Origin of the sequence: Sphingomonas sp. MMS24-J13, assembly GCF_044905095.1 — a bacterium.
Taxonomy (GTDB): Bacteria; Pseudomonadota; Alphaproteobacteria; order Sphingomonadales; family Sphingomonadaceae; genus Sphingomonas_I.
In genome coordinates, this window is the sequence record NZ_CP173258.1 from 1,352,099 (window position 1) to 1,375,979 (window position 23,881).

Annotated in this window: 26 protein-coding genes; 8 read left to right on the forward strand and 18 right to left on the reverse strand. The window is 65.0% G+C overall.

Translation table 11 applies throughout. From position 1 onward, the window contains the following. Positions 1-490 precede the first annotated feature (490 nt). From glpD to AB4Z44_RS06355, 3 genes are read right to left on the reverse strand one after another with little or no spacing between them, the layout of a single operon-like run. A complete protein-coding gene (glpD, locus tag AB4Z44_RS06345) occupies positions 491-1,963 on the reverse strand; it encodes a glycerol-3-phosphate dehydrogenase (protein ID WP_404713219.1) in 1,473 nt (490 codons plus the stop codon). Between the two features lie 10 nt (positions 1,964-1,973). Beyond that, positions 1,974-3,461, reverse strand: coding sequence for a glycerol kinase GlpK (gene glpK / locus AB4Z44_RS06350; protein WP_404713220.1), 1,488 nt, complete (start codon positions 3,459-3,461; stop codon positions 1,974-1,976). 11 nt (positions 3,462-3,472) lie between these two features. Then, positions 3,473-4,279: an MIP/aquaporin family protein gene (locus AB4Z44_RS06355; protein WP_404713221.1), complete on the reverse strand. Its 807-nt coding sequence runs from the start codon at positions 4,277-4,279 to the stop codon at positions 3,473-3,475. Between the two features lie 178 nt (positions 4,280-4,457). On the opposite strand from AB4Z44_RS06355, the gene AB4Z44_RS06360 reads away from it, so the two are divergent. The 3 genes from AB4Z44_RS06360 to AB4Z44_RS06370 all read left to right on the forward strand — a co-directional run bounded on the left by AB4Z44_RS06360 (position 4,458) and on the right by AB4Z44_RS06370 (position 7,099). After that, a complete protein-coding gene (locus AB4Z44_RS06360; protein ID WP_404713222.1) occupies positions 4,458-5,009 on the forward strand; it encodes a DUF4126 domain-containing protein in 552 nt (183 codons plus the stop codon). Next, on the forward strand, positions 5,006-6,382 hold the full coding sequence (locus AB4Z44_RS06365) for an FAD-containing oxidoreductase (protein ID WP_404713223.1): 1,377 nt from the start codon (positions 5,006-5,008) through the stop codon (positions 6,380-6,382). Before AB4Z44_RS06360 ends, AB4Z44_RS06365 begins: the two co-directional genes overlap by 4 nt. 153 nt (positions 6,383-6,535) lie before the next feature. Further along, positions 6,536-7,099 carry a hypothetical protein gene (locus AB4Z44_RS06370; RefSeq protein WP_404713224.1) on the forward strand — a complete coding sequence of 188 codons (564 nt, stop codon included), beginning with the start codon at positions 6,536-6,538 and terminating at the stop codon, positions 7,097-7,099. A gap of 3 nt (positions 7,100-7,102) precedes the next feature. Here AB4Z44_RS06370 and ssb read toward each other — a convergent pair whose 3' ends face one another. From ssb to AB4Z44_RS06385, 3 genes are all read right to left on the reverse strand, one after another. Then, positions 7,103-7,633, reverse strand: a complete 531-nt coding sequence (gene ssb / locus AB4Z44_RS06375) for a single-stranded DNA-binding protein (protein WP_404713225.1) — start codon at positions 7,631-7,633, stop codon at positions 7,103-7,105. Between the two features lie 69 nt (positions 7,634-7,702). Continuing rightward, on the reverse strand, positions 7,703-9,565 hold the full coding sequence (locus AB4Z44_RS06380) for a ferrous iron transporter B (RefSeq protein ID WP_404713226.1): 1,863 nt from the start codon (positions 9,563-9,565) through the stop codon (positions 7,703-7,705). Continuing rightward, entirely contained in the window at positions 9,562-9,801 is a 240-nt protein-coding gene (locus AB4Z44_RS06385; protein WP_404713227.1) for a ferrous iron transport protein A, read from the reverse strand. The genes AB4Z44_RS06380 and AB4Z44_RS06385 overlap by 4 nt, the downstream gene beginning before the upstream one ends. 160 nt (positions 9,802-9,961) lie before the next feature. On the opposite strand from AB4Z44_RS06385, the gene AB4Z44_RS06390 reads away from it, so the two are divergent. Beyond that, the gene (locus AB4Z44_RS06390; RefSeq protein WP_404713228.1) at positions 9,962-10,144 is read left to right on the forward strand and encodes a hypothetical protein; all 183 of its coding nucleotides are present in this window, start codon (positions 9,962-9,964) and stop codon (positions 10,142-10,144) included. 2 nt (positions 10,145-10,146) lie between these two features. Here AB4Z44_RS06390 and rnhA read toward each other — a convergent pair whose 3' ends face one another. Genes rnhA through ispH form a run of 3 tightly spaced genes read right to left on the reverse strand, consistent with a single transcriptional unit; the run spans position 10,147 to position 12,531 of the window. After that, the gene (gene rnhA / locus AB4Z44_RS06395; RefSeq protein WP_404714364.1) at positions 10,147-10,587 is read right to left on the reverse strand and encodes a ribonuclease HI; all 441 of its coding nucleotides are present in this window, start codon (positions 10,585-10,587) and stop codon (positions 10,147-10,149) included. Positions 10,588-10,592: 5 nt separating this feature from the next. Next, positions 10,593-11,549 (reverse strand): homoserine kinase, encoded by a 957-nt coding sequence (thrB, locus tag AB4Z44_RS06400; RefSeq protein WP_404713229.1) that lies wholly within the window; start codon positions 11,547-11,549, stop codon positions 10,593-10,595. Between the two features lie 16 nt (positions 11,550-11,565). Continuing rightward, positions 11,566-12,531: a 4-hydroxy-3-methylbut-2-enyl diphosphate reductase gene (gene ispH / locus AB4Z44_RS06405; RefSeq protein WP_404713230.1), complete on the reverse strand. Its 966-nt coding sequence runs from the start codon at positions 12,529-12,531 to the stop codon at positions 11,566-11,568. Between the two features lie 75 nt (positions 12,532-12,606). Between ispH and AB4Z44_RS06410 the strand changes: the two genes are divergently transcribed. Further along, positions 12,607-13,254 carry a hypothetical protein gene (locus AB4Z44_RS06410; RefSeq protein ID WP_404714365.1) on the forward strand — a complete coding sequence of 216 codons (648 nt, stop codon included), beginning with the start codon at positions 12,607-12,609 and terminating at the stop codon, positions 13,252-13,254. 39 nt (positions 13,255-13,293) lie between these two features. Here AB4Z44_RS06410 and AB4Z44_RS06415 read toward each other — a convergent pair whose 3' ends face one another. The 3 genes from AB4Z44_RS06415 to AB4Z44_RS06425 form a co-directional block, all read right to left on the reverse strand. Beyond that, on the reverse strand, positions 13,294-14,580 hold the full coding sequence (locus AB4Z44_RS06415; protein ID WP_404713231.1) for a dicarboxylate/amino acid:cation symporter: 1,287 nt from the start codon (positions 14,578-14,580) through the stop codon (positions 13,294-13,296). Positions 14,581-14,704: 124 nt separating this feature from the next. After that, positions 14,705-15,178 carry a hypothetical protein gene (locus AB4Z44_RS06420; RefSeq protein ID WP_404713232.1) on the reverse strand — a complete coding sequence of 158 codons (474 nt, stop codon included), beginning with the start codon at positions 15,176-15,178 and terminating at the stop codon, positions 14,705-14,707. Between the two features lie 62 nt (positions 15,179-15,240). Next, positions 15,241-15,882, reverse strand: coding sequence for a carbonic anhydrase (locus tag AB4Z44_RS06425; RefSeq protein ID WP_404713233.1), 642 nt, complete (start codon positions 15,880-15,882; stop codon positions 15,241-15,243). A 108-nt stretch (positions 15,883-15,990) separates the two neighbouring features. Here AB4Z44_RS06425 and lipA point away from each other — a divergent pair, with 108 nt between their 5' ends. Beyond that, positions 15,991-16,914 (forward strand): lipoyl synthase, encoded by a 924-nt coding sequence (gene lipA / locus AB4Z44_RS06430; protein WP_404713234.1) that lies wholly within the window; start codon positions 15,991-15,993, stop codon positions 16,912-16,914. Between the two features lie 4 nt (positions 16,915-16,918). Next, positions 16,919-17,410: a type II toxin-antitoxin system RatA family toxin gene (locus AB4Z44_RS06435; RefSeq protein ID WP_404713235.1), complete on the forward strand. Its 492-nt coding sequence runs from the start codon at positions 16,919-16,921 to the stop codon at positions 17,408-17,410. Here the strand turns inward: AB4Z44_RS06435 and AB4Z44_RS06440 are convergent. The 5 genes from AB4Z44_RS06440 to AB4Z44_RS06460 form a co-directional block, all read right to left on the reverse strand. Then, positions 17,341-17,874: a CinA family protein gene (locus tag AB4Z44_RS06440; protein WP_404713236.1), complete on the reverse strand. Its 534-nt coding sequence runs from the start codon at positions 17,872-17,874 to the stop codon at positions 17,341-17,343. The genes AB4Z44_RS06435 and AB4Z44_RS06440 overlap by 70 nt on opposite strands. Continuing rightward, positions 17,871-18,410 (reverse strand): hypothetical protein, encoded by a 540-nt coding sequence (locus AB4Z44_RS06445; protein ID WP_404713237.1) that lies wholly within the window; start codon positions 18,408-18,410, stop codon positions 17,871-17,873. The genes AB4Z44_RS06440 and AB4Z44_RS06445 overlap by 4 nt, the downstream gene beginning before the upstream one ends. Then, entirely contained in the window at positions 18,407-19,561 is a 1,155-nt protein-coding gene (locus AB4Z44_RS06450; protein ID WP_404713238.1) for a bifunctional 2-C-methyl-D-erythritol 4-phosphate cytidylyltransferase/2-C-methyl-D-erythritol 2,4-cyclodiphosphate synthase, read from the reverse strand. The genes AB4Z44_RS06445 and AB4Z44_RS06450 overlap by 4 nt, the downstream gene beginning before the upstream one ends. Positions 19,562-19,768: 207 nt before the next feature. Then, positions 19,769-20,680 carry a hydrogen peroxide-inducible genes activator gene (locus tag AB4Z44_RS06455; RefSeq protein WP_404713239.1) on the reverse strand — a complete coding sequence of 304 codons (912 nt, stop codon included), beginning with the start codon at positions 20,678-20,680 and terminating at the stop codon, positions 19,769-19,771. 194 nt (positions 20,681-20,874) lie between these two features. Then, positions 20,875-22,632, reverse strand: a complete 1,758-nt coding sequence (locus tag AB4Z44_RS06460) for a cation:proton antiporter (RefSeq protein WP_404713240.1) — start codon at positions 22,630-22,632, stop codon at positions 20,875-20,877. Positions 22,633-22,701: 69 nt separating this feature from the next. Between AB4Z44_RS06460 and AB4Z44_RS06465 the strand changes: the two genes are divergently transcribed. Further along, on the forward strand, positions 22,702-23,592 hold the full coding sequence (locus tag AB4Z44_RS06465; RefSeq protein WP_404713241.1) for an FAD-dependent monooxygenase: 891 nt from the start codon (positions 22,702-22,704) through the stop codon (positions 23,590-23,592). On the opposite strand, the gene AB4Z44_RS06470 is transcribed toward AB4Z44_RS06465, so the two are convergent. Beyond that, positions 23,477-23,875: a hypothetical protein gene (locus tag AB4Z44_RS06470; RefSeq protein ID WP_404713242.1), complete on the reverse strand. Its 399-nt coding sequence runs from the start codon at positions 23,873-23,875 to the stop codon at positions 23,477-23,479. The genes AB4Z44_RS06465 and AB4Z44_RS06470 overlap by 116 nt on opposite strands. Positions 23,876-23,881 lie beyond the last annotated feature (6 nt).

The following is a 23,881-nucleotide window of genomic DNA, read 5'->3' on the forward strand; positions in this document are numbered from 1 at the left end:
CCCTTAGCCTGGCTGGCGGTAGCCAACTCTAACCGCTCGGACTGCGGGTTGATATGGCGGATTTCCAGCCTCGATCACTGGGGGGCATCGTGGGGGGCATCGTATTTTTTAGGCCCAACGCATTTGGCGGATAACGGCCAAAAACCGGGCTCTATCCAATGGGTGCCGGGCCCACCACAGCTTTACTCTTCGGCGCGGATCAAGCGCGAAGTGTCGGGGAAGACGAGCAGGCCTGTTCGGCCCCTTGCTGAATGCGCTAAGTCGCTGTCGTCCGTCGATGCCCTCTCATCGATCAACGGTTGCCATCGATGGCGCCGCGTTGGGCAGAGGCATCGGATAACCACAGGCTGTTCGAAATGAGCCAAGCCACAAGCAATAGCGCCGAACCTTGCCGAGCGCGCTCAACCGATCAGCGCCTCGCGGTCGATCCCGCTTTCGCGCATCTGAGGGGTGAATCGCGGTTCCAGGCCATCCTGAGCAAACTGCGAGGTCAGGCGGCTTCGGCAAGAATGTGATCCACTGCGGCGCGCGTCTCTTCGCCCGTATGCAGCCCGATCTTGGTACGCCGCCAAAGGACATCGTCGGCGGTGCGGGCCCATTCGTGGGTCGCGAGATAGGTCACTTCGCGCGCGGAGAGACCGCCCCCCAGATCCTCCAGTTCGCGCGCATCGCCCAGCACCAACGCGATCCGCGTCCCGTAGGCCCGCGCCATCCGCTCGGCATTGTCGGCGGCGAGGAAAGGCCAGCGATCACGCACCATCAGCAGGAACGCTTCGAAATCGCCGCCGGGCAGGTCGCCGCCCGGCAGCGGGGCGGCGCCCGTCCAGCTCTTGCCCATGGTCGGCAGGAACGGCTCCAGTTTCTCCAGCGCATGCTCGGCGAGGCGGCGATAGGTGGTGATCTTGCCGCCGAAGGCCGAGAGGACCTGCGGCCCTTCGCTGGTGCCGAGCTTCAGCACATAATCGCGCGTCACGGCCGAGGCGTTTTCCTCACCGTCGTCGAACAGGGGGCGCACGCCCGAATAGCTGCGGACGATGTCGCCCGCGCCGATCGGCTTCTCGAAATAGCGGTTTATCGAAGCGCAGAGATAGTCGATCTCGTCCTGATCGATCTGCGGCGCGGATGGATCGCCTTCGAAAGGTTTGTCGGTGGTGCCGATGACGGTGAAATCGCGCTCGTACGGGATCGCGAAGATGATCCGCTTGTCGTCGTTCTGGAGGATGTAGCTGTGCTCGCCTTCATACATGCGCGGCACGATGATGTGGCTGCCCTTGACGAGGCGCGGGGGCAGTTCAGCATGCGCACCCTCGAGCTCGCCCAGCACGCGCGACACCCAGGGGCCGGCGGTGTTGACGATCGCGCGCGCCGAAACATTGGTGCCGTCGTCCAAGGTGGCGATCCAGCGATCGCCCTCGCGCTTGGCGCCGGTAAAACCGGTGCGGGTGCGGATGGTCGCGCCTTTCTCGGCGGCCGAGATCGCGTTGAGCGCGACCAGCCGCGCATCGTCGACCCAGGCGTCGGAATAGACGAAGCCGCGCTCGATATGCTTGAGGCCGGCGCCCCACGGCGTGCCCTCCAGCCTGACGCCCTCGGATTTGGGCAGGCTCGTCCTGCCGCCGATATGGTCGTAAAGGAACAGGCCGGTGCGGATCATCCATGCCGGCCGCATATCCTCGACCAGCGGCATGACGAAGCGCATCGGTTTGACCAGATGCGGTGCGATGCCGAGGATCACTTCGCGCTCGGCCAACGCCTCGCGCACCAGCCGGAACTCGTAATATTCGAGATAGCGCAGACCCCCGTGGATCAGCTTGGTGCTGGCCGACGAAGTGTGCGCGGCAAGATCGTCGCGCTCGACGAGCAGGACCGACAGCCCGCGCCCGGCCGCGTCGCGGGCGATGCCGCAGCCATTCACCCCGCCTCCGATGATGAGCAGGTCGACTTCGCTGGGCTGGGACGTCACGGGAAAATCCTCAGGCTGGAATCTTGGACCGGCTGCGCGCGAGCGCTTCACGCCAGCCCGTCTTGAGCGCTTTGCGTGCCTTATTTTTCATGCTCGGTTCGAACGCCCGATCCAAGGCCCAAGCGGCGGCGACGTCCTCGAGCTTGTCCCACACGCCGACGGCTAGGCCGGCCAGGAAGGCGGCGCCCGCCACCGTCGTCTCGATATTGGCGGGGCGCTCGACCCTGGTATCGAGCATGTCGGCGAGGAACTGACAGAACCAGTCGTTGGCCGCCATGCCGCCGTCGACCCGGATCGTGCGCACGTCCTTCGCGCCGTCGGCCACCATGGCTTCGACCAGATCGGCGGTCTGGTAGGCGACCGATTCGAGGGCGGCGCGTGCGATATGCGCGCCGGTCGCGTCGAAGGTGAGGCCGGTGATGGTGGCGCGCGCATCCGGGTCCCAGTGCGGCGCCCCGAGGCCGACGAAGCCCGGCACCATATAGACGCCGTGATTGTCGGCCAGTTGGTTGGCGAGATCGTGGGTGTCGGACGCGCGATGGATCAGGCCGAGCCCGTCGCGCAGCCATTTGATCGCGGCGCCGGCGACGAAGATCGAGCCCTCCAACGCATAGGTCCGCTTACCGCCGATCGAATAAGCGACGGTGGTGAGCAGGCCATGCTCGGATCGAAGCGCCTTGTCCCCCGTGTTGAGCAAAGCGAAGCAGCCTGTGCCGTAGGTCGACTTGATGTCGCCGCGCTTGAAGCAGGCCTGGCCGACTGCCGCTGCCTGCTGGTCGCCCGCCATGCCGCCGATCGGCATGGCGCGGCCGAACAGGCTCTTGTCGGTCTCGCCGAAAATGGTTGAGTTATCCTTCACCTCGGGCAGCATATTCTCGGGAACATCGAGCATCCTGCAGAGATCCGTGTCCCACGCGCCGGTGTGGATGTCGTAGAGCAGGGTACGCGACGCGTTCGAAGCGTCGGTCGCATGCACCTTGCCGCCCGTCAGCCGCCACAGCAGGAAGCTGTCGATCGTGCCGAAGGCGAGTTCGCCTTTGTCCGCCCGCTTGCGCGCGCCTTTCACATTGTCGAGGATCCAGCGCAGCTTGGTGCCGGAGAAATAGGGATCGAGAAGCAGTCCTGTCTTGGCGCGGACCTCTTCCTCATAACCTTGCGCCTTCAGTTCGGCGCAGAATTTGGCGGTGCGGCGGTCCTGCCAGACGATCGCCTTGTGGATCGCCTCGCCGGTGATGCGATCCCATACCACCACCGTTTCGCGCTGGTTGGTGATACCGATCGCCCGAACGTCGCCGCCATCCTCCTCGATGACCTGCTTCATCGTCTGCTGCGTGTCGCGCCAGATATCCTCGACGTCATGCTCGACCCAGCCATGCCGAGGATAATGCTGCTCGAACTCCTGGCGGGCGACCTTGCGCGGCTTGCCCTTGGTATCGAAACTCATCGATCGCGTCGAGGTGGTGCCCTGATCGATCGCCAGCAGGATCTTCTTGGCCATGGTCTATCCTCTTATCTCGGGCCGGCGAGCGGCTTGTCACGCGGCAGGAACGGGCGGATCAGCAGATGCTGGAGGCCGCCGCCGAGGAGTCCGCCGATCAGCGGCCCGGCGATCGGCCCCCACCAGTAGTTGGGCAGGCCCGGAAAGGCCGACTCCCCCCAGCCGAACAGCCAGGCGAATATCCGTGGGCCCAGATCGCGCGCGGGATTGAGCGCCCACGCCTCCAGATTGCCCGCCGACGCGCCGATCGTGGCGACGAGCAATCCGATGATCAGCGCTCCGAAATTGGCTTGCGGCGCCATCGTGTTGAACTCGTCGGTCACCGCGAAAACGCCGAAGACCAGGAAGGCGGTCAGGATGATCTGGTCGAGGAAGGCCTTGAACGGCGTCACTGCCAGGCCCGGCGCGGTAAAGAAGATGCCGGCCGCGCCACCGCCTGCACGCGTGAGATGCTGTTCGGCCAGATAATGGTCGATCACGTTCCAGTAGAGCGCATAGACGATCGCCGCACCGATGAAGGCACCAAGGACCTGCGCACCCATATAGGGCAGCACCTTGCGCCACGGGAAACCGCGATAGGTCGCAAGCGCGAGCGTGACCGCAGGATTGGCATGCGTGCCGGAGATCGCACCCGTCACGTAGATCGCGATCGTGGTTGCAAGCCCCCAGGTGATGCAGACGCCCCAATAAGAGGTCCGGTACGGGTTGGGATCGTAGAGCACGATCATCGCTGCGACCGAACAACCGAAACTGATGATGATGAGGATAGCGACCGCCTCGGCGATCAGTTCCCCGAGCAAGGCGCGATTGCCGGCCATCCTCTCCCCCTTTGTTGGCCTCCGGGCCTTCACGCGTCGGCCCGCGGCATCAGGAGGGGAGGTACGGGGATGTCGTTACGCCTGCAATAGCACCCGCGTACGGAGCGCCAACAGATTGGCTTATACTTGATCCGCCTTCATCCTTTCATACGGCCGGTTCCGGTTCAAGGGGCGGCCAATGTGCTTCACCGATCGATTGTCCTCGCCTATCATCGCGGTGAAGAGCGGGTGGCAGCCCGTTCGCCACGATCCTGGGGGTGAGACGATGATCATGATGGTCTGCGCGGCGCTGCTGATCGGCATAGTGGCGGGGCTGCGCGCCTTTACCGCCCCGGCGATCGTAAGTTGGGCCGCGGCGCTCGGGCTGCTCGGTACCGTCTGGGGCTCGATCCGGTTCATGGGTTTTACCTACACGCCCTGGATATTCACCGCGCTGGCGCTGCTGGAGTTGGTGACCGATCAATTGCCATCCACGCCGAGCCGCAAGGTTCCGATCCAGTTCGGTGCCCGCATTCTGATGGGCGCGCTCGCCGGCGCCACCATCGGTGCAGCGCGAACGTCCCTGCTGATCGGCTTGGCCGCCGGTGCGGTGGGTGCGGTGATCGGCACGCTGGGCGGCGCCGCGGCGCGCGGCGCGCTGGCCAAGGCGTTCGGCCGCGATCGTCCGGCTGCTGTCCTCGAGGATGTGGTCGCGATCGGGCTTGCTGTTGCCGTGGTCTACTTGCCGTGAGTTGGCGCTTCGATGCCATTATCGTCGGCGCAGGGCAGGCGGGGCCGCCGCTGGCCGGGCGCCTGACCAAGGCCGGAATGCAGGTGGCGCTGATCGAACGCCACCTGATCGGCGGTACCTGCGTCAATACCGGCTGCAAGCCGACCAAGACAATGGTTGCGAGTGCCTATGCCGCCCGGCTGGCGCAACGCGGTGGCGAGTATGGCGTACATAGCGGGCCGATCTCGATCGACATGGCACGCGTGATCGAACGCGCGCAGACCGTGATCCATGATTCGCGCAGGAGCAACGAGGATTGGCTTGGCGCGATGCCCGGTCTGACCCTGATGCGTGGCCATGCCCGCTTTACCGGTCCGCACGGCATGACCGTCGATGGCGAAGCGATCGAGGCGCCGCGCATCTTCCTCAATGTCGGGGGGCGCGCTGCGATACCCGATCTCCCCGGCGTCGGCGACGTGCCCTATCTCACCAATAGCGACATGGTCGCACTGGCCGAGATTCCCGAGCATCTGGTGGTGGTGGGCGGCTCCTATATCGGGCTGGAGTTCGCTCAGATGTTCCGTCGCTTCGGGGCAAAGGTCACGATCGTCGAGATGGGGCCACGTCTGATCGGGCGAGAGGATGTGGATGTTTCGGAAGCGATCCGCGATTTCCTCGCTGCCGAGGGGATCGCGATCCGCACCGATGCCAAATGTATTACGCTGGAAAAGGAGGGCACTGGCGTGCGCGTCGGCGTCGATTGTCGCGAGGGCGAGCCCGATGTGATCGGGAGCCACGTGCTGCTGGCCACGGGGCGCCGACCCAACACCGATGACCTGGGGCTCGATATAGCCGGCATCGCCAGCGACAAGAGAGGGTATATCGTCGTAGACGATGCGCTCTGTACCAATGTCGAGGGTGTCTGGGCGCTGGGCGATTGCAACGGGCGCGGCGCTTTCACCCACACCGCCTATAATGATTTCGAGATCGTCGCGGCGAACCTGCTCGACGGCGAAAGCCGCAAGGTCAGCGATCGCGTCCAGGGATATGCGCTCTATGTCGATCCACCGCTTGGCCGTGTCGGCCTGACCGAGGCGCAGGCGCGTGCGAGCGGCCGGCCCTTGCTGCTTTCCAAACGCCCGATGTCCCGCGTCGGCCGCGCGGTCGAGAAAGGCGAGACTCTGGGCTTCATGTCGATGATCGCCGATGCCGAGACGAAGCAGATCCTCGGCGCTGCGATCCTGGGCACGAGCGGCGACGAGGCGATCCACGGCATACTTGATCTGATGAACGCGGGGGCCACGGTGCCGACGCTCGAATGGGCGGTACCGATCCACCCCACCGTATCCGAACTGCTGCCGACCTTGGCGCGCGACCTGCGCCCGGCCGGATGAAGGCCAGACGCGAAGCGCAGCGCGATCATATAAAAACTATCATCGAAGGCTTGATATCTTTTCGTCTGATCCGCTCGTAACTTTCAGCTTATCTCCCACGTATCCGGTGAGGACGGCTCGCATCGAGCCATGAACCCATCGTGGGAGGCCGTGATGGCATTTCTGGATCTTGAAGTCGGCGCGCCTGCGGCCCTGAGCCGGGGCCATCTGCGTGGACATACTTTGCCCAGGCTCGGCGCACAGGAGCGTCGCGCCGTGCTGCTGGCGCGGAGCGATCCGCCGTCGAGCCTGCATCGCGGCCTGGGCAGCCGGCTGCTGAGCCTGCTGTTCGGGATCGAAACGCCGCGTATGCTCGCCGATGGCCGGCTCGAGGCGCTGCGTCGCTATGCCTTGCTGTATCGCATCCATGGAAAGGCGCTTCCCGAAATCGAGAGCGAACGCGCGCGGGATGCCGGCTATTCGGACGGTGAGTTGGCGAGGGCTCGCGCGCTGATCGACGTGGCTCATGCGATCCGCCGGCCGCGCCGCAGCGGTGCGCATATCCTGGCGATCACCTTCGGATTGGTAATGACCGCCTTGCTCGCATTCGCCGCGGTCACGGAAATAGCGCCGAAGGTCGATAGCCCGCTGATTGCGGCTTTGCTTGTCGGCCTCGCAATCGTCAGCCTTGCGCCGATCGCAGGCCGGAACGGATCTTCCGGCCGCGCTTATCGCTAAGGCTCAGAACGGCACGTCGTCGTCGAGATCGCTGTCGAACGGGGCAGGGCGGCCGCCCGTGCTGGCGCCGCCACCGCGGCTCCCACCGCCATAGCCGCCACCACCGGCACCGCCGCCGACGAAACTGCTGTTCGAATCCTCGCCCCAGCCGCCGCGGTCCGATGCGCCGCCACCTTCGCCTTCACGGCGATCGAGCAGGACGAGCACGGCGTTGAAGCCCTGCAGCACGATCTCGGTCGAATAGCGGTCATTGCCGCTCTGATCCTGCCATTTGCGAGTTTGCAACTGCCCTTCGATGTAGACCTTGCTGCCCTTGCGCAGGAAGCGCTCGGCGGTGTTGGCAAGCGGCTCGTTGAAGATCGCGACCGAATGCCATTCGGTCTTCTCCTTGCGCTCGCCCGTCGCGCGATCCTTCCAGTTCTCGGACGTGGCGATGCGCAGGTTCACGACCTTGCCGCCATTCTGGAAGCTCTTCGACTCGGGATCGCGTCCGAGATTGCCGACCAATATGACCTTGTTGACGCTGCCGGCCATGTAACCCTCTCCAGATGCGATGAACATCGCGCCCGGCTTTGGCCAAGGCGACGAAAATGTGACTCGCTCTTAAAGCCCTAGCGCGGTCGCCGTCCAGAAGGTTGCACCGGCTGCGAGCCAGGCAAGCACGAATAGATAGGTCAAAGTGAAGGCCGGCCACAGCCAGCCGTTGGTTTCGCGCCGGATCACCGCGATCGTCGACAGGCATTGGGGTGCGAAAATGAACCAGGCGAGGAAGGCGAGTGCAGTCGGCAGCGACCAGGCGTTGCGCAGGCGCTGCGCCAATTGGTCCTCACCCTGCTTCGCATCGTTGCCGGCATCGATCGAATAGACAGTCTGGAGCGCGGAGACCGCGACCTCGCGCGCCGCCATGGCCGGGATGATCGCCAGCGCGATATCATGCCCGAACCCGATCGGGCGGACGACCGGTTCAAGCACCGATGCGATATGGCCCGCGATGGAATATTCGCTCTGCTTCAGATTGCTGCCGGCCGGCACCTGCGGATAGGAGGTGAGCAGCCAAAGCGCGAGCGTCACACCCATGATGACCGTGCCGGCGCGGCGCATGAAGGCGTAGGCGCGCTGCCACAGGCCGAGCGCTATGTCGCGCCATACCGGCATCTGATATTTGGGCATTTCGAGCAGGAAACCGCTGCCGCCGCCCCGCGCGATCGTCCGTCGCAGCACCGCCGCCACCGTCATCGCGCCGAATATACCCGCCAGATAGAGGCCGAACAGCACCAGCCCCTGCAGGCCGACGCCGGGCAGCACTTGCCGTGCCGGGATGAAGGCGCCGATGATCACGGCATAGACGGGCAGTCGCGCCGAGCAGGTCATCAGCGGCGCGATCAGGATGGTGGTCAGGCGATGGCGCGGATCCTCGATCGAGCGCGTCGCCATGATCCCTGGAATGGCGCAGGCGACCGAGGAAAGTAGAGGAATGAAGGCGCGGCCGGAGAGGCCGACGCCCGCCATCATCCGGTCCATGATGAACGCCGCGCGGACCATATAGCCCGACGCCTCGAGCAACAGGATGAAGAAAAAGAGGATCAGGATCTGCGGCAGGAACGAGACGACCGACCCGACGCCATTGATCACCCCTTCGACGAGCAGCGAACGGAAGAAGCCGTCGGGCAGATTGGCGAGCGCCAGATTGCCGAGCCACGCCTGGAGCGAGGCAAGCCAGTCCTTGGGAGCCTCGCTCCAGGAAAACACGGCCTGGAACATGACGAACATCAACGCCCCGAGCAGGAGCGGTCCGAAAATCGGATGCAGCGCCACCGCATCCACCCGGCGTGTCCAGGCGGTCGCATCCGCTTGCCGTGTCGATACGGCATCGGCGATCTGGCGCGCCCGCCGCTGGAGGGCGACGATGTCGCTGATCGGCGCGGCATCGGGCAACACCGCCTTGCCGCCGCCCGACACGGCGCGATCAAGCGCGGTGCGCAGCTGGTCGAGCCCCACCTTCCTCACGGCCACCGTCGGCACGACCGGAACGCCCAGTTCCGCCGAAAGGCGGGGAATGTCGATCTCGATCCCGTCGCGCTTCGCCATATCGATCATGTTGAGCGCGATGACGGTCGGCAGACCAAGCGCGATGAGCTGCAAGGCGAAGCGGAGATGATTGTCGAGGTTGGTGGCGTCCATCACGACCACCAGCGCCGTGGGCCGGCGCTCGCCGGCTTGCTTGCCGAACAGCACGTCGCGCGTGACCGCTTCGTCGGGGCTGGAAGGTTCGAGGCTATAGGTGCCGGGAAGGTCGATCAGCTCGACCGGGCGCCCGTCGTCGAGCGTGAGCCGGCCCGATTTTCGTTCGACCGTGACCCCGGGATAATTGCCGACCTTCTGGCGCGCGCCGGTCAGCGCGTTGAAAAGAGCGCTTTTGCCGGCATTGGGATTGCCGACCAGTGCGACCATCGGTGCTGGGGTCATGCGGGTTCCACCATCACGGCGGCGGCCTGTGCGCGGCGCAGGGCAATGATCATCCGGCCGACCTGACAGGCGATCGGGCCTCTGAACGCGCTGCGATGGAGCGCCTCGATCGCGACTCCGTCGTCGAAGCCGAGTTCGCGCAGGCGGCGTGCCGCTTCGGGGTCCAGCGCCGACCAGTCGATCGATGCGATACGAGAAGGCTGACGAAGGGGGAGTTGATCGAGACGCACTGGCACTGGTTCAATCCGGGTTGGTGCGACTGATTATCAATAACCTTAGCGTTGCGCTACCCCTCGTGATCATTACGCGTGCGGTTTTGTCGGACCTTCATCCGGTTAACGCCGTTTAACCTTTGTCATGCTCACCAGCGTTGCCCTTTTCGTGAGCTCTATCGCGTTGAGCATGGTTCCACAGCCGATCGCACAGCAGTCGATACCGGCGCTTCACACCACGAGCGCGGACGAGGGCGAGAATCTGGTGGCCGAGCTCGATACGACCGGCGAGGTGGAAACGCCCAGGGAATGGAAGAAGCGGATGGTTCGACCCTGTACGCGGGTCGGCAGCCGCATGACCTGCTAGCCTCAGCGCCGCCCCGCGACCATCGCCGCATCGCTTGCCAGACGATCGGCGCGCTCATTCTCCGGATGGCCGGCATGGCCCTTCACCCATTCCCACTTGATCTTGTGGGGCTTGGCCGCGGCAAGCAGTTCCTGCCACAAATCGGCATTCTTGACCGGATCGCGCGATGCGGTGCGCCAGCCGTTACGCAGCCAGCCGGCGATCCATTTGGTTAGGCCATCCATCACATAACGGCTGTCGGTCATCAGCGTGACGGTGCAGGGGCGCTTGAGCGCTTCGAGACCGCGAATTGCCGCCGTCAACTCCATGCGGTTGTTGGTGGTGTTGGCCTCGCCGCCAGACAATTCCTTTTCGTGCCCGCCCGATCGGATCACGACACCCCAGCCCCCGGGGCCGGGATTGCCCTTGCAGGCGCCGTCGGTCGCCATCGTCACCACCGGCATTTCGCTCATGCGAACAAATCCGCGCCTGCCGCGCGATAGAAAGCGAGCCGGCGCGTGTACGCGAGAGGGTCCTTGCGGGTGACAAGCGCATCGGCTGGCGTGTTGAGCCAATCCCACGCGCGAGTCAGCGCGAAGCGAATGGCGCCGCCCATCGCCAGTACGGAAAGCTGCGCGCGATCCGTGGGCGAGAGGCCGAAACTCGCGGCATAGCCCTGCAGCAACGCGGTGCCGACAGTGGCTTCATAGGTCCTGCCGGCGGCATCGAACGACCACGCGCCATGCATGATGGCAAGATCGTAGAGGCGCAGATCGGTGCAGGCGAAGTAGAAATCGATCAGCCCGCCGACCGTATCGCCCAGCATCAGCACATTGTCGGGAAACAGATCGGCATGGATGACCGAATGCTCGCTGTCGATAGGCCACAGCGGCCGGACGTAATCGAGCGCGGAGGCGATATCGTCGTACAGGGCTGCATCGATCTGATCGAGATCGCGCCCGCATCGATCGAGCAAAGGCTGCCAGGCAGCGACGCCCAGCGTATTGGGGCGCTCGAGCGTGAAATCGGCGAGCGCCTTATGCATCTGCCCCATGGCCTCGCCGGCGGCATAAGCCTGCGCCGCCGTCGGGTGGCTGAGCGAGACGCCGGACAGGAACTCGATCAGGCAGCCGGGGCGACCCGCCACCTCCTGGAGCTGAATGCCTTCCCGATCCGGGATCATGCGCGGAACCGGCAGGCCCCGACCGGCGAGATGGTCGAGCAAAGCGATGAAGAAGGGCAGGTCGCCCGCATCAACGCGCTTCTCGTACAGCGTCAGGATGAAGCGACCGGTAGTCGTATCGACGAGATAATTGCTGTTCTCGACGCCCTCGGCGATGCCCTTGGCGGACACCAGAGCGCCCGCGTCGTAGCGGGTCAGCAGATCTGCCAGCTCCTCGGCGGAGACATGAGTGTAGACGGCCATGGTCCGATCCGCTCGCTCAGGCGGCTTCCAGCGAGCGCGGTAGCTTGAAGACCATCGTCTCGATGATGCCGGCAATCTCGCGCTCACGCACTTCGAAGCGTGTGGCAAGCCGTTCGACCAGGCCACGCACAAGAATTTCGGGCGCCGAAGCCCCTGCCGTGAGACCGAGGGCCTTCACCCCTTCGAGCCAGTTCCAGTCGAGCGCGTCGGCGCACGGGATCAGCCGCGCGCGCGTTCCGTTACGCTCGGCCACCTCGACGAGGCGGACCGAGTTGGATGAATTGGGTGCACCGATCACCAGCATCGCATCGCACTGGCCGGCAATCTCCTTGACCGCGGCCTGGCGATTCGAGGTAGCGTAACAGATGTCCTCGCCGCGCGGCCCCTGGATATCGGGGAAACGGCGCTGGAGCGTGGCGACGATTTCGGCCGTATCGTCGACCGAAAGCGTGGTCTGGGTGAGGAAGCCGAGGCGCGCCGTATCTGCCGGCTGAATCGTCTCTGCATCTTTCAGCGTCTCGACCAGGGTCATCGCACCTTCGGGCACCTGGCCAAGCGTGCCGATCACCTCGGGATGGCCGGCATGGCCGATGAACAGGATATGCTTGTCGGCTTCCACCAGCCGCTCGGCCTGGCGATGGACCTTGGAGACGAGCGGGCAGGTGGCGTCGAGGAAATCGAGCCCGCGCTCCGCCGCCTTGTGGGGCACGCTCTTGGGTACGCCGTGGGCGGAGAAGACCACGGGCACGCCATCGGGCACCTCGTCCAGTTCCTCGACGAAGATCGCACCCTTGGCCTTCAGCGCGTCGACGACGTGGGCATTATGGACGATCTCGTGGCGGACAAAGACCGGCGAGCCATATTTGCGAAGCGCCAGCTCGACGATGCGGATTGCACGATCGACGCCGGCGCAAAAGCCGCGTGGCGCCGCGATCAATATATCGAGCGGCGGCTTGGTGAGGAGGAGAGTGGCTCGGGCCATCGCATCGGCTCTACGCGATTGCTTGCCCCGGCGGAAGGCGCTTCCTATGAGACCTGCGGCCTTTCGCCCAAGGATATGCTGACCGTGAACCGTAGACTGCTTGCCTCCGCCGCTCTTATCAGCCTGCTCGGCGGCTGCAGAAGCTCCCATGATCTCGACGAGACCGGCGGTCTCAAGATCGTGCGTTCGACCTGTCCGGCGGTCGCGGTGCCGGCCTATACCGGTGATATCAGCTTGTTCAGCCCCGAACAAAGCCAGGACGCACGCGCGCTCGACGTGACCGCGACGATCACCAACCTGCGGACGACCTGCGACGAGACCGGGCCGGTGGTGAAGGCGGTGGTGACGTTCGACGTCACGGCGCGTCGCGCCAGCCCGTCGGGCGATCGCGATCTGGTCCTGCCTTATTTCTCGACGGTGCTGCGTGCCGGCACCAAGATCATGTCCAAGCAGGAGAGCCGCGTGCTTGTCCACTTCACCAATGGGCAGACCCTTGGCGTGGGCCACGCGCAGGCGGGCGCGGAGATCGACAAATCGCTGGCGACCTTGCCGCAGGTTGCGGCCGAGCGGCTGAATTGCAAGCGCAAGGCGACCGACGCCGACGCCTCGCTCGATCCGATGAACGATCCGCGGATCCGCGCCGCGGTGAACCAGGCAAATTTCGAGCTGCTGGTCGGGTTTCAGCTGACCGAGGCGCAGCTGGCGTACAACGCGACGCGTTGACCGGAGCCGTCGCCCCAGCGCAGGCTGGGATGACGATGATCAGGCGATACCGGACAGCGCCGTTGCCAGCTTCTCCCGATCGAGCGACTTCTCCCACGCCGCCACCACGATCGTCGCGACCGCATTGCCGATGAAATTCGTAAGACTGCGACATTCGCTCATGAAGCGATCGACGCCGAGAATCAGCGCCATCCCGGCCACCGGCACCGAGGGGATGATCGACAGCGTCGCGGCCAGCGTGATGAAGCCCGCACCGGTGACCCCGGCGGCGCCCTTGGACGAGAGCATGGCGACCGACAGGAGCAGCGCCTGCTGCCCCAGCGTCAGATCGATCCCGCACGCCTGTGCGATGAAGAGCGAGGCGAGCGTCATATAGATATTGGTGCCGTCGAGATTGAAGCTGTAGCCGGTCGGCACCACCAGCCCGACGACATGGGTTGCGCAGCCGGCATGCTCCATCTTGCGGATCAGGCTCGGCAAGGCGGCTTCGGATGACGAAGTACCGAGCACGAGCAGCAATTCCGGCGTGAGATAGCGAATCAGCCGGAAAATCGAGAAACCGGCGGCCGGCGCGATCAGCCCCAGCACGATCACCACGAACAGGATCGAGGTGAGGTAGAAGGTGGCGACCAGCCCCGCGAGGTTGACCAGCACGCCGACGCCATATTTGCCGATCGTGAAGGCCATCGCCCCGAAGGCACCGACGGGCGCGGCTTTCATCAGGATTGCCACGAGCCGGAACATCACATGCTCGGCGGAGTCGACCAATGCGATCAGCGGCGCCGCCCGATCACTGACGAGGGCGAGTGAAATACCCGCGAGGATCGCGACCAGCAGGACCTGCAGGATTTCGCCGTCCGCAAGCGCCCCGAAAAGGGTGGTGGGGATGATCGCCATCAGGAAGCCGGTGACGGTCGTATCATGTGCCTTGGCGGCATAATCGGCGACCTTGGTGGCATCCAGGGTCGCCGGGTCGATGTGCATGCTGGCACCTGGCCGAATGACATTCGCCACGATCAGCCCGACGATCAGCGCCAGGGTAGACACCGCGATGAAATAGCCGAATGCCTTGGCGGCGATCCTTCCGACGGCGCTAAGCTCGCTTAGTCGGGCAATTCCGCCAACGATGGTGAGGAAGATCAGTGGCGCGATCACCATCCGCACCAGTTTGACGAAGCCATCGCCGAGTGGCTTCAACGCTGCGCCGATGTCGGGCCAAAATTCGCCGACGACGATGCCGAGGATGATCGCGACGATCACCTGAAGGTAGAGATGCTGCCACCAGCGCGCGGGCAGCGCTGGCGTAGTCGGAACGGCCTCGATCATGAAACAGCGACCGAGCAGTTCATCGGCGATACCCCTTGGCAGCCGATATCCGGCCTATTCAGGGGAGCTTATCGTTGCGGCCGGCTAGCGTCCAGCGAGGACGCCAGCCGGCCGATCGTAATGGTCAGTAGAAGCGCGACGGATCCGGCGGCGGCATATCGCAGGCGCGCTGGTGACCGTGCTTGCAGGCATAGACCTGACGGCGCCAGGCGTACATCGCATCGGCATAAGCGCGCTGCTGGCGAACATAGCGCGCATCGCTGCGGTTCACCGCACGATCGTGCTGCACCAATGCCGCCATATAGGCTTCGCGATCGGCCTGATATTGCGCCTGCGCCTCGGCGCTCATCGCGTCGGCCGCGGCTTGGTTGCTGGACTGCGCCGCTGCGTCGGCCGCGGCGACTTGGTTGTTGAGCGAAGCGGTGCCGGCCTGACCGCCGGCATTGATCGCGGCCTGATTGGGCATCGGCGGATTGGCGTAGCCGCGCGCAACCTCCTGGGCCGATCCTTCGGGTCCAGGCGGCGGGGCGGTTTGCGCGAGGACGGGCGCCAGCGCGGTGGCGGCAAGCAGCACGCCGAAAAGTGGCTTGAGGGGCATTATCGCTCTCCATCGAACATGATGGCGCCCTAACGCGGGGCGGGCGACGGCGTTCCGGCCGATCAGGCGGGTGCGAAGGTGCCGGTGCTTTCGTCGAGCAGGTGAAGCACGCCGTCCGCGATCGCGAAATAGGCGCCACGCAAGGCCAGGGTGCCCGCGGCTTCGCGCTCCGGGACGAACGGAAAGCTGCGCAGATTGGCAAGGCTGACCTTGACGCATTCCAGCTCGAGCGCGCGGATCGCGTCCGGGCCCTTGCCGAGTTCCGCGGCAATGCGATCGCGGGGTTCTTCGATCAGCGACATCCAATCGGCGATGAAGCCGCCATGCCCCGGTGCCTCGCCGGCGAAGGCATGATCCAGCGACGCGCGCACGCCACCGCAGGCGCCGTGGCCGAGCACGACCACGTCGGATACGTTGAGCTGGGTCACCGCGAATTCCAGCGCGGCCGACACGCCGTGATGCCCTTGGGTCGTCTCGAACGGCGGCACCAGATTGGCGACGTTGCGCACGACGAAAATCTCGCCGGGCGATACGTCGAAGATCTGCGAAGGATCGACCCGGCTGTCGGAGCAGGCGATGACCATGATGCGGGGCGCCTGGCCCTGTGCCAGCTGCGCCCAGCGGGCGCGCTGGCGCTGCCAGTCGCCATCGCGAAAGCGGTGATAGCCCTCGATCAGGCCGTCGAAATCGGTCGGTTCAGCCATAATGGACCGCGCCGTAGTCGTTCAGGCCGGCCGGATGCAAGCCGTGCATCACGCATTGCAATCGGGTGGGGGTGGCAAGGCAGGCGATAGATCGCTATCTCGCGCGCCATGAACGAGCCGCTGCCGATCCGCCCGATGCGCGAACGCAAGCCCGACTGGATTCGGGTCAAGGCCCCGACCAGCCATGGCTTCCAGCAAACCCGCGATCTGATGCGCCGCCTCAACCTTGCCACCGTATGCGAGGAGGCGGCCTGTCCCAATATCGGCGAATGCTGGACCAAGAAGCACGCGACGGTGATGATCCTGGGCGATGTGTGCACGCGCGCCTGCGCCTTCTGCAACGTCAAGACCGGCATGCCGCGCATGGTCGACGCGAGCGAGCCGCAGCATGTGGCCGACGCGGCGGCCGAACTGGGCCTGGAGCATATCGTCGTCACCTCGGTCGATCGCGACGATCTGAAGGATGGCGGCGCCTCGCAATTCGTGAAGGTGATCGAAGCGCTGCGCCGGACGACGCCTAAGACCACGATCGAAATCCTGACGCCCGATTTCCGCAACAAGGCCGACAGTGCGATCGAGGCGATCGTCGCAGCGCGGCCCGACGTCTACAATCACAATCTCGAAACCGTGCCGAGGCTCTATCCGACGATCCGCCCGGGCGCGCGTTATTATGCCTCGCTGCGGTTGCTGGAGCAGGTGAAGAAGATCGATCCGTCGATCTTCACGAAATCCGGCGTGATGGTCGGCCTCGGTGAGGAGCGGCTCGAGGTGCATCAGGTCATGGACGACATGCGATCCGCCAACATCGACTTCCTGACGATGGGCCAATATCTCCAGCCGACGCCCAAGCACGCGAAGGTCGCCGAGTTCGTCACCCCGCAGGCGTTTGCCGCTTATGGTGCGATCGCCCGCGCCAAAGGTTTCCTGCAGGTCGCGGCGACCCCCCTGACGCGCTCCAGCTATCACGCCGGCGACGATTTCCAGAAGATGCGCGCCGCGCGGGAGGCGCAGCTCGGCCGGCTCAAGGTCTGATCCGATGCCGCGCCACTCCGAAACCCGGCATCTGCCTTATTCGCCCGAGCAGATGTTCGATCTGGTCGCCGACGTTGCGCGCTATGGCGAATTCCTGCCGTGGGTCGCGGCAGTGCGCGTGCGGTCGAACAGCGAGACCGAGATGGTCGCGGACCTCGTCGTCGGCTTCAAGGCGCTGCGCGAGAAGTTCACCTCGCGCGTGATCAAGCAGCGGCCCGACAGCATCCATGTCGACTATCTCGAAGGGCCGCTCAGCCACCTGACCAACGACTGGAAATTCCGGCCGGATGGGGAGGGGGGCTGCCTGGTCGATTTCACGGTCGATTTCGCCTTTCGCAACCGCATATTCGAGGCGTTGGCGGGGCAGGTGTTCGATCGGGCGCTCCGGCGGATGATCGGTGCGTTCGAGGAACGTGCCGTCAAGCTTTACGGGGCGGGCGACACGATGTCGTCGGCCGATGGCAGCAGCAATTCGAGCGCGCACAAGGCGGCCTGAAGGCGGATCCCGCCGCGGCCGAGGTCGCCGAAATTCCGCTGATCGGTGACCGCATGATCATCGTCATCGCCGGCCCTGGCGCGGGCGAACACGACAGTGCCGACCGGCTTTTTCTCGCTGCCGCCGCCGGGTCCGGCGACGCCCGTAATGGCGACGGCGACATCGACCCCAGCCTTCAAGACCGCACCGCGCGCCATCGCCCAGGCAACCGCAAGGCTGACCGCACCGAACGTTTCGATCACATCCTGCGCCACGCCGAGCAAAGCGGTCTTGGCTTCGTTCGAGTAGGTCACGAAGCCCGCATCGAACACGTCGGACGAGCCCGGTATTTCCGTGAGCGCGGCGCTGACCAGGCCGCCGGTGCAGCTTTCGGCAACTGCGATCCGCCGGCCGGCGGCGCGGTTCTCCTCGATCACGCGCTGCGCGAGATCGACCAGCAGCGGGGGCAGCACGGTATCGGTCAATGGTCTTCTCCCGCTTTGCAGACCTTGAGCACGCCCGCGATGCCCTGCCCCTTGCGATCGGCGATCGTGACGGCCAGCGCCGCGAGCCGCCCGACAGCGCGGCCTGAGAGCGACGCCAGATCGGCGATGGCAGTGTCGGCCGTCGCGCAGTCCTGGCGGTGGATCTGCTTGGCGAGCAGGTTCGCCAGCATCGGCTCGGCAAGTGTGCGCACCATCTCAGAGTTCATTTCGGCAGGCATAGGCTGGCCCAGCACCTGCGAGAAGATCTGCGCGATTGCACGCCGGGCTGTTGGCCATGCCGCAGCGGAATCGGGAGCGTAACGATCGGCCATCGCGCCAGCGTTGGCTTCCAGATAGGAATTGGGTGGCAATTGATCGCTGCAACGGTCAGCGAGCTTGGTTACCATGACCGGCAATGCGAAGGTGACGAGTGCTGCCGCCTGGGGCTGGGGCATGCAGCCCGGCAACACCGGGCTCTGAGCCATAGCCATTGCCGGCATCGTCGCCAGCGCTACGAGGAAAGCGGAATATTTCATGTGCGGGACTCCGGCAGGCGGATGGTGGCGACGGCCTGCGCGGCGATGCCTTCTCGGCGGCCGGTGAAACCCAATCGCTCAGTGGTGGTTGCCTTTACGCTTACCTTGGCCTCATCGATCCCGATAATGTTCGCGATCGACGTCCGGATCGCCCCGCGATGCGGCCCGACCTTGGGCTCCTCGCAGATAATGGTCAGATCGACATGATCGATCCGCCCGCCGGCATCGACGACACGGTCACGCGCATAAGCGAGAAACCGGTGCGAGGCCGCGCCGCGCCATTGCGGATCGGAAGGGGGGAAATGGCTGCCGATATCGCCGTCGCCGATCGTGCCGAACAGGGCATCGGTTATGGCGTGGAGTGCCACATCGGCATCCGAATGGCCGGCGAGCGAGCGCGTGTGCGGGATCAATACTCCGCCCAGCCAGACCCCATCGCCCTCGGCGAAGGCATGGACGTCGAAGCCGAGCGCGGTGCGTGAAACCAATGTCGGCGCAAGGCGGCGCTCGGCCGCCTCGAAATCGGAAGGCACGGTGAGCTTGTCGAGCAAGGCGGATCCTTCGACGGTGAGCACGTCCAGCCCGGCCGCGCGCGCGATCTGGGCGTCGTCGGTGGCTTCGGCCGCCTTATCCCACGACGCGTGGGCCGCGCGGATCGCGGCGAGATGAAAAGCCTGCGGCGTCTGCACCCGGGCGAGCCGATCGCGGGCGACGACCGGGCCAAGCAGGGCGCCGGCTTCAGCCAGCGTGTCCGCGACGGGCAGGGTGGGGACCGCGCCGGGCGCGCGCTTGAGCGCATCGAGCAGGCGATCGGTGACGTCCGCCGGCAGGAACGGGCGGGCGGCATCGTGGATCAGGACATAATCGCCCTCGATCGCCGCGAGACCATTGGCGACCAATTCTCGCCGGGTTACGCCACCAATCACGGGCGGCGGCAGCGCGCGGTCGGCGATCGCGTGGCGGTAGAGATCCTCTTGCCCGGCACCAATCACAACCTGCACGGCATCGATGGCCGGATGGCCCGCAAGCGCGTCGATCGCGTGCGCCAGCACCGCCTGCCCGGCGACGGGAAGATATTGCTTGGGCAAAGTAGCGCCGACGCGGGTACCCTGGCCGGCAGCGACGATCAATGCGGTGGTACGGAGAGTCATCGCTTGCCACTAGCGCGCGCGGATGGCGATGAACAATCGGGATCGTGGCGGCAAGAACACGATCGAACGCAAAGCCGTCAGGAAATCGCGAGTAACGCGGTAAGCTGGGCCACCCTGGTAGGCTGTTTCGTGGACTCACTGGTCTCGTCTTGCCGTCCGCCCGATTTAAGAATGGGCGACGGGCCAGCCGTGAGCAGCTCGAAAACACTACTCGGGTGGCTCGTGCGCAGCCCGCAGGGCATCGGCAAGCATGCGGAATTCCTTGTCGCGCGGGCTGCCCGACCGCCAGACCAACGCGATCCGGCGCGACGGATGTTCGGCTTCGAGCGGCCGTGCGACGACATTCGTATGATCGAGGATGCCGGCATCGATCGCCATTTCGGGCAGCATGGTCACGCCCAGGCCGTTATCGACCATCTGCACGAGTGTGTGGAGCGACGTGCCCATCATCGTCGCCTCGGCGCGCAGTTCGGGCCGGTTGCACGCGGCGAGCGCATGATCCTTGAGGCAATGGCCATCCTCGAGCAGCAACAAGCGGCTCGCATCGATACCCTCCGATGCAATCCGCGCGGGGAGGTTCTTGGCATCGGCCGCCGACAAGGCGACATAGAGCTTGTCGTCGAACAGATCTGCATGTTCGATGTCGCCGCACGCATAAGGCAGCGCCAGCAGCACGCAATCGACATGCCCGCGATGGAGCGATTCGCATGCCGCGCCCGACGTTTCCTCGCGCAGATAGAGCTTCAATTCGGGCCATTGCCGGCGCAGCGGCCCGAGCATGCGCGGCAGCAGGAAGGGAGCGATCGTAGGGATCACGCCCATGCGCAGATCGCCCGACAGCGGCTTGCCCGACGCTTTTGCAAGCGCCGCGAGTTCTTCGGCCTCCCGCAAGACCCGTGCGCCTTTGTCGGCGATCTTGAGACCGAGCGGCGTGAACCGCACGACCCGGCGGGTTCGCTCGACCAAGACGATGCCCAACAGGGATTCGAGCTCACGCAGGCCGGCCGACAAGGTCGATTGCGTTACGAAACATGCATCGGCAGCCCGCCCGAAATGTTCCGTCTCCCGCAGGGCCACAAGATATTGAAGTTGCTTGAGAGTGGGAAGATAGACCGCCATTCATTGCCTCTATGGATCAATATTGGAGGAATGACCTGTTTGCTCGGCCCACGGCCACGGGAGCATAGTCATCCGACGTTCCGCGGCGAACGACAATCTCCCTTGGCCCACCCCCAGCCGCGGGAATTTCGCTCTCGACGGTGAAAGGCGATGGCCTTCGTCATCGCCAGGCCTAAGCGGCCCTCGTTGCTGCTTCATGTCCGCCTGCGGTGCATCGGCGGTTCGCGATCGATCGCGGCCATCTCCATGATCTTTGCACGCAATTGGGCGCGTTTGTCGTGGATCGATGCGATCACGGGGCCCATCGCCATGCCGAGATCGACGAGCACGGCTTCGGACAATTGCAGCGACGATTCGATCGTCTCGGGCACCGCATCGGTCGCGCCGGCTCGGTAGAGATCGGCCGCATGGTTCGGATCGCGCGCCCGCGCGACGATCGTGAGATCGGCAAAGCGCTTCCGAAGCGAACGGGCGAGGCGAACCACCTGTACTGGATCGTCCATCGTCAAAACCACGGCGCTGGCCCGCTCGAGCTCCAGTTTGTCGATCATGCCGGGACGGCCGATATCGCCGAACGTGACCGAATAGCCCCGCGCGCGCGCACGGGCGACCGTATCGGCATCGGCATCGATCGCGAGATAGGGCAGATGATGCGCCTCCATCATCTGCGCCACCAGCCGACCGACTCGTCCGAAGCCGATGATCAGGGCCCGCTTGCCCTCCTTCAAGTCGGGAATCGCATCGGGCATGTCCTCACGCTTCTTCAGCAGGCCAGCCAGGCTGCGACCGGTCAGGGCCAGGAGTGGCGTGATCGTCAGTCCGATAGCGGTAACGATCTCCCAGAAAGAGGCTGCGGCTGGGGCGATCAGACCGGCCGTCGTGGCGGTGCCGAGCACGATCAGGGTAGTCTCAGCCGGCGCGGCCATCATCAGTGCGATTTCGAGGCTGACGCTACGCTTCGCCCCCTGCACGCGCAGCAGGAGCGCCGTCACGATCGCCTTGACCGCTACCACGCCGATCACCGCCAGCGCGAGTTGGCGCCATTCGGCCAGGATCACGTCGAGGTTGAGCGACATGCCGACGGTGATGAGGAATACGCCGAGCGCGAGCCCCTTGAACGGCGCGGTGATCAGTTCGACCTCGCCGTGATAATCGGTTTCGGCAATCAGCACGCCCGCGATCAGGGCCCCAACGATCGGCGACAGGCCGGCAGCCGAGGTGGCGAGGCTCGCAAGAATCACGACCAGCAGGCTCGCCGCGAGAAACAACTCCGGACTTTTCGTCCGTGCCGCCTGGGCGAACAAGCGAGGAAGGCCGAATTGGCCCAGTACGAGCATGCCCGCCACGGTGACGCCGCCGATCAGCAAGGTGCGGCCAAGCCCGGCCCAGCCTTCGCCGCCGGTCGGCGCCAGCGCGCCGAGCGCAAAGATGATCGGCACCAGCGCCAGATCCTCGAACAGCAGCATTGCGAACGCGCGCTGCCCGATCGGCCCGCTCGTGCCCGCCATCGGCAAAACCAGAGCGGTCGAGGACAAGGCCAGCGCGGCACCGAGCCCGAATGAGGCCGGCACGCTCGCCCCGGTCATCCAAAGGCCGCCGCCGAGCAGGATAGCGCACCCGATCAGTTCGGCGGCACCGAGCCCGAACACCTGCCGCCGCATCGCCCATAGACGCGCGAAGGACAATTCCAGCCCGATCGAAAAGAGCAGCAGAATGATGCCGAATTCGGCGAAGGGTTCAATCGCATGCGGATCGCTGATCGTAACATAATAGAGCCAGTGTGCCTGCGGGACGAAGCGGCCAAGCCCGGCCGGTCCGGCGATCAGGCCGACGAGAATGAAGCCGATGACGGGATTGATCCGGAACCGCGCGAAGGCGGGAATGACGACACCCGCCGCGCCAAGGATCACGAGCGCATCGCTGAAGCCGGTCGAAGTTGGAGAAAGCGCCATGCCGGTACCTTTGCCCGGATGGGCGCGAAAGGCTAGTACAAGCCGCCGATCGGGCATGGGGGATAGCGTATGGCGGCCAACGATCCTGATGTGTTGATCGTAGGCGGCGGTCCCGCCGGCATGATGGCTGGATTTCTATTCGCGCGGGCCGGCGTGCGCACGTGCGTGCTGGAGAAGCATCGGGATTTCCTGCGCGATTTTCGCGGCGATACCGTCCACCCCTCGACGCTCGACCTGTTCGATGAGTTGGGGCTGCTCGATCGCCTCCTCGAACTGCCGCATGACAAGGTGAGGGATGTCGAGGCGGTCGTCGGCGGCGAGCGCTTCCGTGTCGCCGATTTCAGCCACCTTCCTGGGCGGGGAAAATTCATCGCCATGATGCCGCAGTGGCACTTCCTCGATTTCATCGCATCGGAAGCGCGCAAGCTTCCCGCCTTCGCCCTGCGGATGGAATGCGCAGCAACTGGGGTGGTCGAAGAAAAGGGCCGGATCGCCGGTGTCACCACCGCCGATGGCAAGACATTGCGCGCACGCCTGATCATTGCCGCCGATGGGCGCCGCTCGGTGCTGCGCGAGGCAGGGGCATTGCCGCTGCAGGATCTCGGTGCTCGGGCCCGCATTGCGCAACCAGCGCATCGAAGCGCCGGGCTTCCTGAAATTGTTGTCGGCGGTACCGTTGCTACAGCGATTGCCGGCGCGGATCTTGGGACTCGGCGTGCGCCGCGAACATATACGATCGCCTCAGGCCTGAACTTCGCTGCTTTTGCGAGGGCAGGAGCCCATGCCTCTCACAATCAAGGGAACTTTGATCGTGAGAGCGATGAGCTCCTGTCCGTCGACAACGTTATCTCGACGCGGGCGCCGGAGCCGGCTTACCCGGTGCGGGCGTGGCGGCCGCTGGCGGCGCGATCGATTTACCGATCGCCTGCAGGGCAAGCTCGCGTGACTGGAAGCGTTTGACGCAATCGTTCATGATCGGCGGAAGATCGGTCGGCTTGATGCCGCGCTGCGCGGCGAGGAGCTGTGCCTTGATCTGGGGAGCGGCAAGCCGCCCGTCGATGCGGCCGAAGAAGAACAGGCCGGACACCACCGCCAGCTGCTTGCGGCCGGGATCCTTCTCGTTGCGTGCGAAGACGTCGGACGCGAGCATGCATTTGATGTCGGCATCGATCGCCTGCGCGCCGACCGGCGCCGCCGCCAGAACAAGGCCGAGCCCCGCGATAAGGGTGGAGGTACGCGTCATGAGCTT

Coding starts and splice junctions, on each gene's coding strand:
- glpK (WP_404713220.1), bottom strand. CDS start 3,461: ATGGCCAAGAAGATCCTGCTGGCGATCGATCAGGGCACCACCTCGACG.
- AB4Z44_RS06355 (WP_404713221.1), bottom strand. CDS start 4,279: ATGGCCGGCAATCGCGCCTTGCTCGGGGAACTGATCGCCGAGGCGGTC.
- AB4Z44_RS06360 (WP_404713222.1), top strand. CDS start 4,458: ATGTGCTTCACCGATCGATTGTCCTCGCCTATCATCGCGGTGAAGAGC.
- AB4Z44_RS06370 (WP_404713224.1), top strand. CDS start 6,536: ATGGCATTTCTGGATCTTGAAGTCGGCGCGCCTGCGGCCCTGAGCCGG.
- ssb (WP_404713225.1), bottom strand. CDS start 7,633: ATGGCCGGCAGCGTCAACAAGGTCATATTGGTCGGCAATCTCGGACGC.
- AB4Z44_RS06380 (WP_404713226.1), bottom strand. CDS start 9,565: ATGACCCCAGCACCGATGGTCGCACTGGTCGGCAATCCCAATGCCGGC.
- rnhA (WP_404714364.1), bottom strand. CDS start 10,587: ATGCCGGTGGTGACGATGGCGACCGACGGCGCCTGCAAGGGCAATCCC.
- thrB (WP_404713229.1), bottom strand. CDS start 11,549: ATGGCCGTCTACACTCATGTCTCCGCCGAGGAGCTGGCAGATCTGCTG.
- ispH (WP_404713230.1), bottom strand. CDS start 12,531: ATGGCCCGAGCCACTCTCCTCCTCACCAAGCCGCCGCTCGATATATTG.
- AB4Z44_RS06410 (WP_404714365.1), top strand. CDS start 12,607: ATGCTGACCGTGAACCGTAGACTGCTTGCCTCCGCCGCTCTTATCAGC.
- AB4Z44_RS06415 (WP_404713231.1), bottom strand. CDS start 14,580: ATGATCGAGGCCGTTCCGACTACGCCAGCGCTGCCCGCGCGCTGGTGG.
- AB4Z44_RS06420 (WP_404713232.1), bottom strand. CDS start 15,178: ATGCCCCTCAAGCCACTTTTCGGCGTGCTGCTTGCCGCCACCGCGCTG.
- AB4Z44_RS06425 (WP_404713233.1), bottom strand. CDS start 15,882: ATGGCTGAACCGACCGATTTCGACGGCCTGATCGAGGGCTATCACCGC.
- lipA (WP_404713234.1), top strand. CDS start 15,991: ATGAACGAGCCGCTGCCGATCCGCCCGATGCGCGAACGCAAGCCCGAC.
- AB4Z44_RS06435 (WP_404713235.1), top strand. CDS start 16,919: ATGCCGCGCCACTCCGAAACCCGGCATCTGCCTTATTCGCCCGAGCAG.
- AB4Z44_RS06445 (WP_404713237.1), bottom strand. CDS start 18,410: ATGAAATATTCCGCTTTCCTCGTAGCGCTGGCGACGATGCCGGCAATG.
- AB4Z44_RS06450 (WP_404713238.1), bottom strand. CDS start 19,561: ATGACTCTCCGTACCACCGCATTGATCGTCGCTGCCGGCCAGGGTACC.
- AB4Z44_RS06455 (WP_404713239.1), bottom strand. CDS start 20,680: ATGGCGGTCTATCTTCCCACTCTCAAGCAACTTCAATATCTTGTGGCC.
- AB4Z44_RS06460 (WP_404713240.1), bottom strand. CDS start 22,632: ATGGCGCTTTCTCCAACTTCGACCGGCTTCAGCGATGCGCTCGTGATC.
- AB4Z44_RS06465 (WP_404713241.1), top strand. CDS start 22,702: ATGGCGGCCAACGATCCTGATGTGTTGATCGTAGGCGGCGGTCCCGCC.
- AB4Z44_RS06470 (WP_404713242.1), bottom strand. CDS start 23,875: ATGACGCGTACCTCCACCCTTATCGCGGGGCTCGGCCTTGTTCTGGCG.